General features: G+C 52.7%; 16 protein-coding genes, 1 tRNA gene and 1 riboswitch. Of the genes, 14 read left to right on the top strand and 3 right to left on the bottom strand.

The window, feature by feature from the left end; all coding sequences use genetic code 11:
* Positions 1–117 precede the first annotated feature (117 nt).
* The 12 genes from uvrB (at position 118) to RMR24_RS04080 (ending at position 11145) form a co-directional block, all read left to right on the top strand.
* Positions 118–2259, top strand: coding sequence for an excinuclease ABC subunit UvrB (uvrB, locus tag RMR24_RS04025; RefSeq protein ID WP_405023305.1), 2142 nt, complete (start codon positions 118–120; stop codon positions 2257–2259).
* Positions 2260–2359: 100 nt separating this feature from the next.
* Positions 2360–2896 (top strand): Fe-S cluster assembly transcriptional regulator IscR, encoded by a 537-nt coding sequence (iscR, locus tag RMR24_RS04030; RefSeq protein WP_310613806.1) that lies wholly within the window; start codon positions 2360–2362, stop codon positions 2894–2896.
* A gap of 33 nt (positions 2897–2929) precedes the next feature.
* Complete coding sequence (locus tag RMR24_RS04035; RefSeq protein ID WP_108358924.1) at positions 2930–4150, top strand: IscS subfamily cysteine desulfurase; 1221 nt, start codon at positions 2930–2932, stop codon at positions 4148–4150.
* A gap of 15 nt (positions 4151–4165) precedes the next feature.
* Positions 4166–4555 carry a Fe-S cluster assembly scaffold IscU gene (gene iscU / locus RMR24_RS04040; RefSeq protein WP_104800239.1) on the top strand — a complete coding sequence of 130 codons (390 nt, stop codon included), beginning with the start codon at positions 4166–4168 and terminating at the stop codon, positions 4553–4555.
* A gap of 15 nt (positions 4556–4570) precedes the next feature.
* Positions 4571–4894, top strand: coding sequence for an iron-sulfur cluster assembly protein IscA (iscA, locus tag RMR24_RS04045; RefSeq protein ID WP_104800240.1), 324 nt, complete (start codon positions 4571–4573; stop codon positions 4892–4894).
* Between the two features lie 28 nt (positions 4895–4922).
* Complete coding sequence (gene hscB, locus RMR24_RS04050; protein ID WP_310613807.1) at positions 4923–5471, top strand: Fe-S protein assembly co-chaperone HscB; 549 nt, start codon at positions 4923–4925, stop codon at positions 5469–5471.
* A gap of 18 nt (positions 5472–5489) precedes the next feature.
* On the top strand, positions 5490–7346 hold the full coding sequence (gene hscA, locus RMR24_RS04055; protein ID WP_310613808.1) for a Fe-S protein assembly chaperone HscA: 1857 nt from the start codon (positions 5490–5492) through the stop codon (positions 7344–7346).
* On the top strand, positions 7347–7685 hold the full coding sequence (gene fdx, locus RMR24_RS04060) for an ISC system 2Fe-2S type ferredoxin (RefSeq protein ID WP_310613809.1): 339 nt from the start codon (positions 7347–7349) through the stop codon (positions 7683–7685).
* A 2-nt stretch (positions 7686–7687) separates the two neighbouring features.
* Positions 7688–8401: a DNA polymerase III subunit epsilon gene (dnaQ, locus tag RMR24_RS04065; protein ID WP_310613810.1), complete on the top strand. Its 714-nt coding sequence runs from the start codon at positions 7688–7690 to the stop codon at positions 8399–8401.
* A gap of 36 nt (positions 8402–8437) precedes the next feature.
* Positions 8438–8512: transfer RNA gene (locus RMR24_RS04070), tRNA-Val, on the top strand.
* 348 nt (positions 8513–8860) lie between these two features.
* Positions 8861–10267: a Y-family DNA polymerase gene (locus RMR24_RS04075; RefSeq protein WP_310613811.1), complete on the top strand. Its 1407-nt coding sequence runs from the start codon at positions 8861–8863 to the stop codon at positions 10265–10267.
* 92 nt (positions 10268–10359) lie between these two features.
* Positions 10360–11145: a hypothetical protein gene (locus tag RMR24_RS04080; RefSeq protein WP_310613812.1), complete on the top strand. Its 786-nt coding sequence runs from the start codon at positions 10360–10362 to the stop codon at positions 11143–11145.
* A gap of 321 nt (positions 11146–11466) precedes the next feature.
* Here RMR24_RS04080 and RMR24_RS04085 read toward each other — a convergent pair whose 3' ends face one another.
* A complete protein-coding gene (locus RMR24_RS04085; protein ID WP_310613813.1) occupies positions 11467–12483 on the bottom strand; it encodes a TRAP transporter substrate-binding protein in 1017 nt (338 codons plus the stop codon).
* A 256-nt stretch (positions 12484–12739) separates the two neighbouring features.
* Between RMR24_RS04085 and RMR24_RS04090 the strand changes: the two genes are divergently transcribed.
* Positions 12740–13615 (top strand): LysR substrate-binding domain-containing protein, encoded by an 876-nt coding sequence (locus RMR24_RS04090; RefSeq protein WP_310613814.1) that lies wholly within the window; start codon positions 12740–12742, stop codon positions 13613–13615.
* A gap of 63 nt (positions 13616–13678) precedes the next feature.
* Here the strand turns inward: RMR24_RS04090 and RMR24_RS04095 are convergent, their stop codons facing one another.
* Positions 13679–14962 (bottom strand): D-amino acid dehydrogenase, encoded by a 1284-nt coding sequence (locus tag RMR24_RS04095; protein ID WP_310613815.1) that lies wholly within the window; start codon positions 14960–14962, stop codon positions 13679–13681.
* Between the two features lie 41 nt (positions 14963–15003).
* On the opposite strand from RMR24_RS04095, the gene RMR24_RS04100 reads away from it, so the two are divergent.
* Positions 15004–15159 (top strand): hypothetical protein, encoded by a 156-nt coding sequence (locus RMR24_RS04100; RefSeq protein WP_310613816.1) that lies wholly within the window; start codon positions 15004–15006, stop codon positions 15157–15159.
* A riboswitch (glycine riboswitch) is annotated at positions 15134–15234 on the bottom strand. (Overlaps the previous gene by 26 nt.)
* A 28-nt stretch (positions 15235–15262) precedes the next feature.
* On the opposite strand, the gene RMR24_RS04105 is transcribed toward RMR24_RS04100, so the two are convergent.
* On the bottom strand, positions 15263–16435 hold the full coding sequence (locus RMR24_RS04105) for a M20 aminoacylase family protein (protein ID WP_310613817.1): 1173 nt from the start codon (positions 16433–16435) through the stop codon (positions 15263–15265).

Raw genomic sequence — 16435 nt, forward strand, 5'->3', positions numbered from 1 at the left:
GTTAGGTAAACACGTGCAGTCTGCGGTAGGCTTACACGTTCGGCCTAAATTTTAAGGGTCAACCCGTATGGTTTTTGAAATCATGCGTTTTTTTCGAGCTATACCGTTTGCACCACCATGCCTGACACCGCAGAAACACTTCCTGACGCAACGCTTGCCGCCGAGTCCCCAGCAGCCGCAGACGCGCCAGAACAGCCAAAGGGCACCATGGTCAGCTACCCCGGCTCGCCGTTTGAGCTGTTTCAGCCGTACCCGCCTGCGGGCGATCAGCCTACGGCCATTGCTCAGCTGATCGAAGGCGTGAACGACGGTGAGGTGTTTCAAACCCTGTTGGGCGTCACGGGCTCGGGCAAAACCTTCACCATGGCCAACGTGATTGCGCAGCTGGGCAGACCTGCCATCATCTTTGCCCCCAACAAAACCTTGGCTGCGCAGCTGTACAGCGAGTTTCGTGAGTTCTTCCCCAACAACGCGGTGGAGTATTTCGTCAGCTACTACGACTACTACCAACCCGAGGCCTATGTGCCGCAGCGCGATTTGTTCATCGAGAAAGACAGCGCCATCAACGAGCACATTGAGCAAATGCGCTTGAGTTGCACCAAGAGCATCTTGGAGCGCCGTGATGTGATCGTGGTGGCCACGGTCTCGGCCATCTACGGTATCGGTGAGCCCGAGAGCTACCACCAGATGATCATGACGCTGCGTGCCGGCGACAAAGTGGGCCAGCGCGACGCCATTGCCCAGCTGGTGCGCATGCAATACGAGCGCAACGACCAAGATTTCTCACGCGGCAAATTCCGCGTGCGCGGCGACACGATTGATGTGTTCCCCGCTGAACACTCTGAGTTGGCGATTCGCATTGAACTGTTTGATGACGAAATTGAAAGCCTGCAACTGTTTGACCCGCTCACGGGCCGCATTCGCCAAAAGATTCCGCGCTTCACCATTTACCCATCGAGCCATTACGTCACGCCGCGTGACCGCGTGTTGGCAGCGGTAGAAACCATCAAGGTGGAGTTGGCCGATCGTTTGAAAGAACTGGTGGGCATGAACAAGTTGGTCGAAGCCCAGCGCTTAGAGCAACGCACGCGCTTCGACTTAGAGATGCTCAGCGAAGTGGGCCACTGCAAAGGCATTGAGAACTACACCCGCCATTTGTCGGGCGCCCCCGTGGGTGCACCGCCCAGCACTTTGACCGACTACATGCCCAAAGACTCTGTGATGTTTTTGGACGAAAGTCACGTCATGATTGGCCAGCTCGGCGGCATGTACAACGGCGACCGTGCGCGCAAGACCACGCTGGTCGAATACGGTTTCCGGCTGCCCAGCGCCTTGGATAACCGCCCACTCAAGTTGGAAGAGTTTGAAAAGCGCATGCGCCAAGTGGTGTTTGTGTCGGCCACGCCCGCCGACTACGAAAAGACCCACGCCAGCAAAGTGGTGGAGCAGTTGGTGCGCCCCACAGGCTTGGTCGACCCGATGGTGGAAGTACGCCCCGCCACACACCAAGTGGACGATGTGCTGCAAGAAATTCGCATCCGTGTGGAGCTGAACGAGCGCGTGCTCATCACCACGCTCACCAAGCGCATGGCCGAGCAGCTGACCGATTACCTGACTGACAACGGTGTGAAAGTGCGCTACATCCACAGCGATGTGGACACGGTGGAGCGGGTTGAAATCTTGCGCGATTTGCGCTTGGGCACGTTTGATGTGCTGGTAGGTATCAACTTGTTGCGCGAAGGCATTGACTTACCCGAGGTGTCGCTGGTCGCCATCTTGGATGCCGACAAAGAAGGCTTTTTGCGTTCTGAGCGCAGCTTGATTCAAACCATTGGTCGCGCAGCGCGTAACCTGAGCGGCAAAGCCATTCTGTATGCCGACCGCATGACCGAGTCAATGAAGAAGGCGATTGGCGAAACCGAGCGTCGTCGCACCAAGCAAATTGCGCACAACCTCGAGATGGGCATCACGCCACGCGGTGTGGTCAAAGGCATCCGCGATCTGATCGATGGCGTTTACAGCGAGAAGGCTGGCAAAGAAGCCCAAGAGCGCGAAATTCAACGCGCCGCCTTTGAAGACATGAGCGAACGCGATGTGGCCAAAGAAATCAAACGCTTAGAAAAGTTGATGATGGAACATGCCCGCAACCTCGAGTTCGAAAACGCCGCTCGCGTGCGCGACCAATTGGCCACCTTGCGTGAGCAAGCCTTTGGCGGGGCAGGGCACGACAACGTGGCGGTGCTGGCGCAAAAGCCCTGACTCAGAAGGGGTTGGCGACCGAGTACCCGAGCAAATCCGTGGGGATTAAGCTATACTTGACCTAATTAGTCGACAAAGCCCAACCACCTAGGAGCTTGCCATGCGTCTCACCACCAAAGGCCGTTTTGCGGTCACCGCCATGATTGATTTGGCCCTGCGTCAAAACACAGGCCCTGTCACCTTGGCGGCCATCAGCCAGCGCCAACAAATCTCGTTGTCTTACCTCGAACAGCTGTTCGGTAAGCTGCGTCGCCACGACTTGGTGGAGTCCACCCGTGGCCCCGGCGGCGGTTACTCCTTAGGACGCAAAGCGGCTGACATCACAGTGGCCGACATCATTTTGTCAGTGGACGAACCCATCGACGCCACCCATTGCGGCGGCAAAGAAAACTGTTTGGGCGAAACCGGCCGTTGTATGACACATGAGCTGTGGGCTTCTCTCAACCAACGCATGGTCGAGTTTTTGGACTCGGTCACCCTGCAAAAGCTGGTGGACGAACAAATCGCCAAAGGCGTGGAAATTGAAAACAAGCCCACCCTGAAACGCGCCATCCAGCCTATGCCGGTGGTCAAACCCATCCGCGTGAATGCGCCCAATTCGGTGTTTGCCTTGGGCAACGCCTTTGCCAAAAACTAAACCACGTATTTCTTAAATATTGATTGAACCATCATGGACATGACACCCCATTTCCCCATTTACCTCGACTACGGTGCCACCAATCCGTGTGACCCACGCGTCGTGGACGCCATGATTCCTTGGTTGCGCGAGCACTTTGGCAATCCCGCATCACGCAGCCATGCGTGGGGCTGGGAGGCTGAAGCCGCCGTTGAGAAAGCCCGTGAAGATGTGGCCTCTCTCATTGGTGCAGACCCCCGCGAAATAGTGTGGACATCAGGCGCGACTGAATCGAACAACCTCGCCATCAAAGGTGCGGCGCATTTCTACAAGTCCAAAGGCAAGCACCTCATCACCGTGAAGACCGAGCACAAAGCTGTGCTCGACACCATGCGTGAGTTGGAGCGCCAAGGGTTCGATGTGACTTACCTCGACGTGCAAGAAGACGGCATGCTCAGCATGGACGCGCTGAAAGCGGCCATTCGCCCTGACACGATTTTGATCAGCGTGATGTTCGTGAACAACGAAATCGGCGTGATTCAAGACATCGCTGGCATTGGTGCTATGTGCCGCGAAAAAGGCATCATCTTCCACGTGGACGCAGCACAAGCCACCGGCAAAGTTGAGATTGACTTGACCACCTTGCCCGTTGACTTGATGAGCTTGGCTTCACACAAAACCTACGGCCCCAAAGGCATTGGCGCTTTGTACGTGCGCCGCAAACCCCGCGTGCGCTTGGAAGCGCAAATGCACGGTGGCGGTCACGAGCGCGGCATGCGCAGCGGCACCTTGCCAACCCACCAGTGCGTGGGCATGGGTGAGGCGTTCCGCATTGCCAAAGAAGACATGGCCAAAGATTTGGCCAAAGCCAAAGCCTTGCAACAGCGTTTGCTGGATGGCTTCAAAGACATGGAGCAAGTCTTCATCAACGGCAACATGGAGCACCGTGTGCCTCACAACTTGAACATCAGCTTCAACTATGTGGAAGGCGAGTCGCTCATCATGGGCATCAAGGGCTTGGCAGTGTCGTCGGGTTCTGCCTGTACCTCAGCCAGCTTGGAGCCCAGCTATGTGTTGCGTGCTTTGGGCCGCAGCGATGAGTTGGCACACAGCAGCTTGCGCATGACGATTGGTCGCTTCAGCACCGAAGAAGAAATTGACTACGCGATCGAAACCATTCGCCTCAACGTGGCCAAGCTGCGTGAACTGAGCCCTTTGTGGGACATGTACAAAGAAGGCATCGACATCAGCACCATCCAATGGGCTGCTCACTAATTTAGGAGATTCACCATGGCTTATTCTGAAAAAGTGGTTGACCACTACGAAAACCCCCGCAACGTTGGCTCCTTTGACAAGGGCGACGACTCTGTAGGCACCGGCATGGTGGGCGCGCCCGCTTGCGGCGACGTGATGAAGTTGCAAATCAAGGTCAACCCTGTGACGGGCGTGATCGAAGACGCACGTTTCAAAACCTACGGCTGCGGCTCGGCCATCGCTTCCAGCTCACTCGTGACTGAGTGGGTCAAGGGCAAAACTTTGGACGAAGCAGCAGCTTTGAAAAACAGCGAAATCGCTGAAGAGCTGGCGCTGCCACCCGTAAAAATCCACTGCTCCATCTTGGCCGAAGACGCCATCAAGGCCGCTGTGGATGATTACAAAAAGAAACACGCTACGGCCTAACTCAAGAAGAACACCATGGCCATCACATTGACTGAAGCCGCGGCACGACACGTGACCCGCTACCTTGCCAAACGCGGCAAGGGCGTGGGCGTGCGCTTGGGCGTCAAGACCACGGGTTGCTCTGGCTTGGCCTACAAGCTGGAGTACGTGGACGACCAAGAACCTGAAGACGTGATCTTTGAAGACCACGGCGTGAAGGTGTTGATCGACCCCAAGAGCTTGGCCTATATCGACGGCACGCAACTTGATTTCGTGCGCGAAGGCTTGAACGAGGGCTTCAAGTTTTTGAACCCGAACGAACGTGACCGTTGCGGTTGCGGCGAATCGTTCCGTATTTAAATCTCAATAGCTTAAAGCGGGGCGCCACGTGAACGAATCGGCCAAGCCGTTGTCGGCGCAGCTCGCGGTCAGCGACTTTGAGCTCTTTGGCGTACCTGCGCAGTTTGCACAAGACCGCGCTCATCTCGATGTGCGCTGGAAAGACTTGCAACGCGAAGCTCACCCTGACAAATTTGCTTCGCAAGGTACAGCTGCGCAACGCGTGGCCATGCAGTGGTCGGTACGCATCAACGAGGCGTATCAGCGCCTGAAAGACCCGATGCGCCGCGCTGCCTATTTGTGCGAACTGGGCGGCGCGCCCATTCAAGCCGAAAACAATACCGCCATGCCTGCTGCATTTTTAATGCAGCACATGGAATGGCGCGAGGTCATGGACGATGCCACCGATGTGGCCGCGCTCGAAGCCTTGTTTGGCGAAGTGCAGCAAGCCCACAAAACTGCCTTGCAGCAATGCGCCCAGCTCATCGACACTGCACACGACCTGCCCGCTGCTGCGCAGCAGGTGAGGGGGCTGATGTTCATCGAGAAGTTTTTGCGTGACATCGAAGCCCGAATTGACCAACTAGACGCCTCCTGAAAGCGACAATACACACCTATGGCGTTGTTACAAATTTCCGAACCTGGCCAAGCCCCAGACCCACACCAGCGACGCATCGCGGTGGGCATTGACTTAGGCACCACCCACTCGCTCGTGGCTTCCATGCGCAACGGCTTTGCCGAATGCTTGCCCGATGCAGACGGCCATGTCATCTTGCCGTCAGCAGTGCGCTACCTCGAGAACGATGGCCGTCAAATTGGCCGCACTGCTTTAGCTTCGCAAGCCGAAGACCCACAAAACACGCTGGTGTCTGTGAAGCGATTCATGGGACGTGGCGTGGCTGACATTGCCAACCGCGACCAACTGCCCTATGTGTTTGTAGACAAGCCTGGCATGTTGGCCATTCAAACCCGTGTGGGTGAGAAGTCGCCCGTTGAGGTGAGTGCCGAAATTTTGGCCACCTTGCGCTTTCGTGCCGAAGACACCTTCAACGACGATTTATACGGCGCAGTTATCACTGTGCCTGCGTACTTTGACGATGCCCAACGCCAAGCTACCAAGGATGCCGCGCAACTCGCGGGCATCAATGTGCTGCGCCTCATCAACGAACCTACGGCTGCAGCCATTGCATACGGCTTAGACCAAGCCAGCGAAGGTGTGTACGCTGTGTATGACCTCGGTGGCGGCACGTTTGACATCTCTGTGCTGCGTTTGACACGCGGCGTGTTTGAAGTGTTGGCCACAGGCGGTGACTCTGCTTTAGGCGGCGACGATTACGACCGTGCCTTGGTTGATTGGGTGCAAAGCCAAACTGGCTGCGTCATTGCCACGCCCGCTGACAAATCGAATGTGTTGGTGGCAGCGCGTGCTTGCAAAGAAGCTTTGTCCGCGGCTGATAGCGCCACGTTTGAAGTGGCCTTGTCGAGCGGCGCACTGAGCCACACCGTCACACGTGCCGAGTTTGAAGCCGCCACGGCCGGTTTGACCCAACGCACCTTGTCTGCCGTGCGCAAAGCTTTGCGCGATGCCAAGCTGAGTAAAGATGATATTCAAGGCGTGGTCATGGTGGGCGGCTCCACCCGTATGCCGCAAGTGCAGCAAGCGGTGGCTGATCTGTTGGGTTGTGCACCGTTGAACAACCTCAACCCAGACGAAGTGGTGGCTTTAGGTGCCTCCATTCAAGCCAATCAGTTGGCAGGCAACAACCCAGATGGTGAGTTGCTCTTGCTCGACGTGATTCCTTTGTCGTTGGGTATTGAAACCATGGGCGGTTTGGTGGAGCGCATCGTGCCGCGCAACCAAACCATTCCCACCGCGATGGCACAAGACTTCACCACTTACCAAGACGGTCAAACTGCTTTGGCCTTGCATGTGGTGCAGGGCGAGCGTGACATGGTGGCCGACTGCCGCAGCTTGGCCCGCTTTGAGCTGCGCGGTATTCCACCCATGGCCGCAGGTGCAGCGCGGATTCGCGTGACCTTCACGGTCGATGCTGATGGTATGGTGAGTGTCAGTGCGTTAGAGCAGCTCAGTGGCGTCGCCGCCAACATCACCGTCAAGCCTTCGTACGGTTTGTCGGACGACCAAATTGCCGCCATGTTGCAAGACAGCTTCAAAACTGCAGAGCAAGACATCAAAGCGCGTGCTTTGGTCGAAGCCCGCGTGGATGCTGACCGCATGTGGCTGGCCACGCAAAGTGCCTTGCAAGCCGATGGCGATTTGTTGTCAGCCGAAGATCGCACACGTATCGATGCTTTGATGGTGGCTACGTTAGAGGCCAAAAAGCTAGAAGACGCAGCCGCCATTGAAGCCATCACCGAAGCGCTGGCCAAAGGCACAGAAGCTTTCGCTGCCCAACGCATGAACCGAGGCATTCAACACGCCTTGGCCGGACAAAATATCGAGAACATCTAAATGCCCATCATCAAAATTTTGCCCCACGCCGAACTCTGCCCCAATGGCGCGGAGCTGCAAGCCGCAGCGGGCAGCACCATCTGTGAAGTGCTGTTAGAGCACTACATCAACATCGAACACGCCTGCGACATGAGCTGCGCTTGCACCACCTGCCACGTCATCGTGCGCGAAGGATTCAAGTCGCTCAACGAGGCTGATGAAAACGAAGACGACTTGCTCGACCGCGCTTGGGGCTTGGAGCCCAATTCACGCTTGAGTTGCCAAGCCATCGTGGCGCAACAAAACTTGGTGGTCGAAATTCCAAAGTACACCATCAACCACGCCAAAGAAAACCACTGACCATGCGCCAGATTTTTCTAGACACCGAAACCACTGGCCTGTCGGCCGAGAACGGCGACCGCGTCATTGAAATTGGTTGCGTCGAGCTGCTGCATCGCAAGCTCACCGGCAACAACCTGCATTTCTATTTGAATCCAGAGCGTGACAGTCACGAAGACGCCTTGCGCGTTCACGGCATCACCAATGAGTTTTTGAAAGACAAGCCCAAGTTTTCTGAGGTGGTTGATCAGTTCCTGGAATACATCGAAGGCGCAGAAGTCATCATTCACAACGCCCCGTTTGACGTGAGCTTTTTGAACAAAGAACTAGAGCTACAAGGCCGCCCTCGTTTCCCCACCTTTGTAGATGGCATCACCGATACCTTGGTGATGGCCAAAGAAATGTTCCCTGGCAAGCGCAACTCGCTTGACTCTCTGTGTGATCGTTTAGAAGTCGATAACTCAGGCCGCACGCTGCACGGTGCCTTGCTCGACGCCGAGCTGCTGGCCGATGTGTACATCAATATGACGCGCGGCCAAGACGCCTTGCTCATGGAGGTAGAGAGTAACGACGCACAAACTCGCACGACAGAGCGTGTGGATCTCAGTAGTTATCAGCTGCCTGTGATTGCCGCTACTGAGCAAGAGATGACGCAGCACACCGATGTGCTGGCTCAGCTTGATAAATCGAGTGGCGGTAATACAGTTTGGCGAAAATTGGAAAATTCTGTGGCATAATTGCTATCTTTTCAGAGATGGAAAAACGGTAAAGATGGGCGATTAGCTCAGGGGTAGAGCACCACATTCACACTGTGGGGGTCGCAAGTTCGAAACTTGCATCGCCCACCATTTTTTGCCAATTAAATCAAGCACTTAGAAGAGATTCTTAGTGCTTTTTTTACGTCCAAAAGTAGTATAGTGGCGGTATACTACTTTTGATAAGTATTTGGACTTCATTTCAAGCTCTAAAAGCTTTAAGGTGTCACTCAGAAAACCCACGTTGGTTATCGTATTCGCAGAGCATAAAACTGTGCCGTGCAGCCCTTTAAAAGCAGGGGCATAAAAATCGACAGCTTAAAAAAACGCTACGTTTGTTTTTACTAGCGTTCAGCTACTCAGCCCAGCCCCTCTAGGAAAAAGTGCGTTGTAGGGCGTTTTTGATGCCCGCATGAGCTATGGACAAAGCTTAGCGCTCGTATGCATCTGGGCACACAACAAAGAAACGCATTTAAATTGAGCTTATTCCCAGGGGCGAGGTCTGCGCTTGCTTTGCAATTCACCAACGTTCATCTCACCCTGAAGTGGGGCAGCGTAGAAACGATCAATCATTTCAGGGCTGGTTCTGGCATTCCTTGCGAGGGTCAGAGTGTCAACAGCTCTTCCAAACATCAAACGGAACATGATGCAGCTATGACGAAGGCTATACATAGTCCTAGGTTCTCCAATAACGACGGGTGTGCTGTTTCGCGTTCCAACGAAGCTAAAGAGCTAGGTATCAAGATGGGGCAGCCTTGGTTTGAATGCAAAGAGCTTGCAGAAGAACACGGCATCTTGGCTCTTAGCAGCAACTATGCACTCTATGCGGACATGTCAAACCGTGTCATGTCTATCTTGGCAAGCTACGCGCCTCGGCAAGAGGTGTATTCGATTGATGAGAGTTTTCTAGATCTGACCGGCGTCCCAAAGCTTAGAGACCTTAGCTATGAAATGCGAGATCGGGTGTTGAGATGGACAGGCATTCCGGTTTGCGTGGGTATCGGCCCCACAAAGACACTTGCTAAGCTAGCAAATCACATCGCCAAAAAACATCCAAGATCCAAAGGTGTATTCAACTACAACGACCTAAATGAAACTCAAAAGACAAAGCTACTAGGTCAGATTGCAGTTGATGAAGTTTGGGGTGTTGGCAGAAAAATAACTAAGCGATTAGCGTTGCATGAGATCCAAACCGTTCAAGAACTCCGTACAGCGCACACCCCAACTTTGCGCTCTGAATTCGGCGTGGTGATGGAGAAGACGCAAAGAGAGTTGCAAGAGATCTCATGTATCGATCTTCAAGAGCATGTGCCTGACAAGCAGCAAATCGTAAATAGTCGCTCGTTCGGTAAGCCGGTCACGGAGCTGGCGGTAATTCAGGATGCACTTAGCGTATTCGTGGCCAACGGAACGGCGAAACTGAGAGCGCAAAATGGCCAAGCAGCGTTATTACAGGTGTTTCTCCAGACTAATCGATTCAAGCCGGAACAACCCCAGTACAACCCATGCATGGCGGTTCCATTGCCTCAACCCACAAATGACAGCCTGGTTATCAACCGATGGGTGCAGCATGTAGCTGGGCTGCTATGGCGCGATGGCTACAACTACAAAAAAGCAGGAATCATGCTGGGCGATATCTCACCGATTTCAATGGTCCAAGGTGATTTGCTTGAGCCGCAAGCAAACGGAGGCAACCGGTTAATGAAGGCAATAGATGGGTTGAACTCTCGCTTCGGGCGCGGGACAGTTAAGGTCAGCACAGGCGGAATGCGAAAAGAGTGGGGTATGCGTCAGGAGCGTAAGTCACCCAACTACACGACAGATTGGTCAGAAGTCCCTGTTGTGTAAGAAGAGGGGAGAAATTAACGTCCGATCAGAGTGATTCATGATCGTGATTAGTACCCAAAATAGCAATCACTAGTTCACTAAACTTAGTTGAAATGAAAAAGACAGATTCAACCTGCTCTAACTGTGGATTCCATATCAAAGATGGAAAGGCTATTCGCTGTGGTTTCGACTACTTCCAAATTCCTGCTCCAGAGCGTCGTACTCCCAAGCTAACTAGCTTTCCTGAGGTCGCGGCAATTCACAGTTGTCCTCGCTGGGATCCGAATGGTGCCAGCGTCTTGAAACCTTCTGCGGAATCGGGTGCTCCACAGAAAGCAGAGACTGTTTACTACTTGCCAGGACATGGCGGACTGATTAGTACTGGACTTGGTCAAGCGTTACTTGAAAGAGGCTATGACGTCACTGGTCGCGAGACAGTTGGTGAGTTCAAGGACGTGGGCTTTAGCAGTCAAGTAGAGATCATTGCGAATGATCTCAAAGAGTATTTTTGGCGTGAGGATGCTAAGGTCATTTCCAACTCATTTGGCGGCTATCTCTTTTTGCATGCCCAAGCTTTAATAGGTGAGCCATATGTTGGAAACGTGATTCTTTTGTCACCGATCGTTGGCGAGTTTGCTAACGCTGATGAGCATCGGCCTATGAACTTCATTCCGCCTCAGTCTGAGAAATTGCTTGAGCTTGCCAATGCAGGAAAGCTTCCTGTGCCTCTGAAATGTGAAATCCACGTTGGGTCAGAGGATTGGCAAAGTTGCCCTAATGCTGTTGCATTCGGAAAGCTAGTTGGCGTGAAAGTCAATGTTATTGAAGGGGCAGGGCACAACCTTTCAAAGGACTATGTCAGCAGACTCTTAGATGAATGGTCAAAGAGCAAGCACTGATAAAACGAACTACTGACGTGCTTGTGGACTGAAGTTCAAATCCCAAACGCAACACCATACATAAGGGCTCGGATACTCTCCGAGCCCTTTTTCTTTGCTCCAAAACCCTGTATTCATGGGCTTCCGACGAGTGACCTTAAGTACGCGGCAACTTCACTTTTTTAAAAGTGATTTTTTCTGCCGTTTTCTCTCTTTTTTCTCTGTTTTCTTAAGCACGCGTCTATAAGGTGAGCGTACGTTTCATGCGGTTTTCGGAAAGTGGTTTTCAGCTTAACGGTGCTCATGTTTCATTCACTAAAACGCGCTCCTTGATTAATCACTTTATTTAAGATTCTTCACTCTTACTAATTCAGAGCGCAAGAGCTTCACGGTTGCTGGATCGTAGGCTTGCATGAATTTATCAACAACACCCTGAGTCGCCACTCGCATGCGCTCTGTCTCTGCTGGCTTTACTTCGTTGAAAATCATGCCCTTATTTGTCAAATCTTCAATAGCCGTTTTGGCTTGCAGGCGACTGATTTGACGCTCATAGTCACGAGCCTCCAAAGCAGCCTCACGAAGGATTTTTTGTTCTGCTGGAGTTAATTTATCCCAGAATTTTTTACTTACCAGGAAAACAATCACGCCATACGCATGGCTGGTTGCACTGAGATGTTTTTGAACTTCATACAGTCGACTTGATCGAGTAATTAGGTATGGATTTTCTTGTGCATCTAAGGCCTTGCTCTCCAGCGCACCAAACAGTTCGGCAAATGACATGGGAACCGGATTGGTTTTAAGTGCCTTAAAAGTTTCAATGAACACGGGATTTTGCTGTACCCGAATCTTCAGTCCATCAAGATCTTCGATGCGATTGATTGGACGTTTACTGTTTGTTACGTGGCGAAAACCGTTTTCCCAAAAAGCTAATCCGATCAGACCTTTTTCCGGAAGTTTTGCCAAAAGCGCTTCTCCAAAAGGTCCATCTAGCAAAGCATCTGCTTGTGCACTGTTGCTCACTAAAAAAGGTAGGTCCAGCAAGCCAAAGTCTTTGACTACGCTTGCAACAGGTGCAGTGCCTGGAGCGAAGGCTTCTTGTATGCCACCGGCTAATGCCGAAATCTGTTGCATTTCGTTGCCCAGTGAGAGGGAAGGAAATTCCTTGACTGTTATTTTCCCGCCCGTTTTTAATGCAATGATCTCTGTGAATTTTTTAACACCCATGCTTATCGGATGATCAGTATTCACAGGATGACCTATCCGCAGCGTGCGTTCTTCAATTGTTTGCGCCTTAACGGCATTAAGCGCTACCAGTGAGGTTAGCACCAATGCAGTTCGAAATAATTGAGTAATTTTCATTTTGTCTCCTGTTTAAATTTTGGTAATCCATGGTTCGATATCAGGTGTATCTCTGCACAGGGAAAGTGTTGCTAGGTATCTCTGCAGATTTCTTAAGAGTGCAAAGAACTGATTACGTTAGTTCATCTCTTTGATGTGATGAAAAGATAAAAACTACGTAATCCATCGCGAGTCTATGAACGATTGATTGACTAATCCAATGATTTATTTTTAATATAACGTTCGACGTTTTCGATGATTGACGTAAAATTAAGAAATGGAAATTCGTCAACTTCGCTACTTTCTAGACATTGCTGAGACAGAGCATTTGACGCAGTCAGCTGAGAATCTTTTTGTCACGCAATCCACCCTATCTCATGGCTTGCGTCAACTCGAAGAAGAGCTGGGTGTGAGCTTGTTTGATCGCCTTGGGCGTGGCTTGAGGTTGTCGCAAGCTGGTGTGGAATTTCGTGGCTATGCCAGTCGAACTCTCAAAGAGATTGAAGCAGGGCGCATGGCTTTGGCTGGCTTGAGTGAGTTGCAATTTGGAAAACTCACCATTGGTGTTTTCCCAACTTTTTTAAATACAGTTGTTCCCGCCACAGTCGCAGCATTTACCAAAGCGCACCCTCAATTGACTATCGAAGTTAAAGACTTACGTGCAGGCCCGATTGAGGACTTGCTAGTTCGTGGTGATCTTGATATGGGTATTGGATTTCATCCTTCAAAACATGCTGACATTGAAGTGGAGCCACTCTTTGATGAACGAATGGTTTTGGTAGTTGGAAAAAATCATCCACTTGCTGATCGCCGATCCGTATCCCTGCGTCAACTTGCAGGTGTGCCACTGGCACTTCTTCCGCGGAGCTTTGCGACTCGTGGACTTATCGACATATGTCTTAGAAAAGCTGGAATCAAGCCGACCGTTTCAGTCCAGATGGAATCAGTCGAAGCGCTTTTAGGTGTTTGTCTTTTTGGAAATCTTGCGGCAATCGTGCCTGAGCGTGCAGCCTTACAGGCGACTGAACTTAAGATGATTGCTTTGACTCACCCATCAATCATTCGTCACGCGGGCATTCTTTGGCGTAAGGGTACTTCACGAAGTCCAGCAGCGAGACGGTTTAGTGAAATGCTGATTAGTAGGTTTCGCTAATTGAATGCAAGGTGGCGTTACAACTTGTAACGCCACTTTTAGCCGAAAGATTAGCTCTCAAAGTTAGTTGTTCGTTAAAACTACAGTTTGTAATTGCGATGCTGCAATTTTTTTAGATTTGTTGGCTTCAGCAGTTTTAACAACTGTATCAGCCACGATTTCTGCGGTAACAGCTGAGAGTGTCCACCCTAAGTGTCCGTGTCCTGTGTTGTAGAAAACATTTGCATCTTTACCTTGGCCCACGCGCGGCATCATGTTAGGCATCATAGGTCGCAAACCGGCCCATGGCACCACTGAGCGGGTATTAATGCGTGGAAAGCATTGTTCTACCCATTCAACCAAGGGGCGAATACGGTCTGCACGAATGTCTCGGTCTACGCCATTGAATTCGGCAGTGCCCGCCACGCGGAAGCGGTTGAGACCTAAGCGGCTGGTAACCAACTTGGTTTCGTCATCCAGCAAGCTCACGGTGGGGGCGCCCAATTGACTTTCTTCGTCGTTCAAGTTGACCGTGATGGAGTAGCCCTTGACGGGGTAAATGTTCACGCGATCGCCCAGCTGTGCTGCAAAGTCGCGGCTAGCAACGCCTGCGCAGACAATCACGCTGTCAAAAGTATGAACACAGGGGGAGGCCTGCTCTTGTGCCACCGTGATGACGGCTTGTTGGCCATTGCTTTGAACTGATGTCACATCTTGTCCGTATAGCGTTTTCACACCCAGTCGTGCTGCCGCAGCTGCGAGTCCGTTGGTGAACTTATGAATGTCACCTGTGGAATCGCTTTCCGTGAAGTAGCCACCGTAGTAGGTGCCTGCCAAGGTTGGCTCGATGGCTTTCATTTCAGCTGGGGTCACGGCATGGCGCGGAAGGCCACCTTTGGCCAGCATGACGGATACTTTTCCCGCGTGGTCGAACCCCTTTTTGTCACGGTAGATGTGCAGGATGCCTTCCTTCTTCAGGTCGAAATCAATGCCTTCTTCTTGCGCCCAAGCGAACAAGTGTTTGCGAGCTGCGACTGCTAAGCGAGCTGTCTCGACGGTGTTGCGCTCATAGTGAGGCATGGCAGCAATGAACTCTGCAAACCAAGAGAGTTTGTGCCAAGTAGGAGCTGGGTTGACCAGCAGCGGCGCATCACTTTTGAGCATCCACTTGAGGCCTTTAAGGATGGTGGACCAATGCGTCCAAACTTCTGCGTTGGATGCAGACAGTTGCCCGCCGTTGGCGAACGAGGTTTCCATCGCAGCATAGCGATGGCGTTCAAACAAGGTCACGGCAAAGCCGCGTTTGGCCAAGGCATAGGCTGTTGTGACGCCCGTGATGCCGCCGCCGATGACTGCGATTGTTTTCATAATGAAGGTGCTTTCAAAAACGTCAAGGGTTGAGCTTTGGCATGCAAATACGCACACGCAAAGCGCCCCCTCTGTTTTTGGACCTGAGAGATTCACGGTGGCATGTGACGGCCATCGCTTGCTCCTTCGGTGCACTGACGGACGAATTCGTCAGCGGCTCTTCAGAGTTGGGTCATGTCACCGGTCCGTTTGCCTGAGAGTTTCCGGGGCGGTTGCTCCTTCGGCGCTGCCCAGCACGCTTGGGCGTTGGCAGTCTCTCCCGATGACATGTCGACACAAGGTCGAATGAAAAATTACAAATTAGTGTGCCAGAAATCTTTCTACCAACGCGACCCAATAAGCAGCGCCAGTGGCAATGTTGTCGTCATTGAAATCGTAGCCTGGGTTGTGCACCATGCATGCACCAGCAGATTCTGCATCACCGTTACCAATGAGCAAATAGCTACCCGGTATTTTTTCAAGCATGAACGCAAAGTCTTCGCTGCCTGTCAAGGCTGGGCCTTGCAAGGTCACGCATTCGGCACCCACTAAATCAAGCGCCACTTGTCGTGCAAAGTCTGTTTCAGCCTTTGAGTTCAGCAGCACACAGTAGCCGGGGCGCCAATCGATGTCGGCCGTTACGCCAAAACTCTCGGCTTGCGCCGCCACCAAGGCTTTGATGCGTTGCTCTAACAAACGTCGCACGTTTGGGTTGAGGGATCGCACACTGAGCTCTAAGGTGGCTAGGGCAGGTATGACGTTGTTGGCTTGACCTGCATGCAATGCGCCCACCGTGACGACGGCAGTGTCGAGGGGGTCGACGTTGCGAGACACGATGGTTTGCAGCGCCATGACGATGGACGATGCCGCCACCAAGGGATCTGCCGCGCGGTGGGGCATGGCCCCATGACCACCTGTGCCGTGCACACGGATGGTCACATAGTCACTCGAGGCCATGGCCGCACCGTCACGAAACACAAAGTGTCCCACGGGTGTGCCTGGCATGTTGTGCATGGCAAAAACGGCATCGCACGGATGTTGCTCAAACAAGCCGTCTTCGATCATGCGCACCGCGCCGCCGCCGCCTTCTTCGGCTGGTTGAAAAATCAAATTCAAGGTGCCGGTGAATGACACATCCTGCGCAATGGATTTGGCAGCAGCTAAGAGCATGGCCGTGTGGCCATCGTGGCCACACGCATGCATCACGCCGGGTTTCACACTCGACCATTCAGCGCCTGTGGCTTCTTGAATGGGCAGCGCATCCATGTCCGCGCGCAGTCCTAAGCGGCGGCCTTGCCCTCGCGTCAATGTGCCCACCACACCTGTGCCACCCAAACCACGGTGAACAGCATAGCCCCAGCCCTCTAGCTTGGCAGCGACCAAGTCAGACGTGCGGTGCTCTTCAAATGCCAATTCGGGGTGGCGGTGGATATCGCGGCGCAGCTGGATGAATTCACCCACTCGTTCGGTCAGTGCATCACGCAAGTAGGTCAT

Source organism: Limnohabitans sp. (assembly GCF_031539105.1).
GTDB lineage: Bacteria > Pseudomonadota > Gammaproteobacteria > Burkholderiales > Burkholderiaceae_C > Limnohabitans.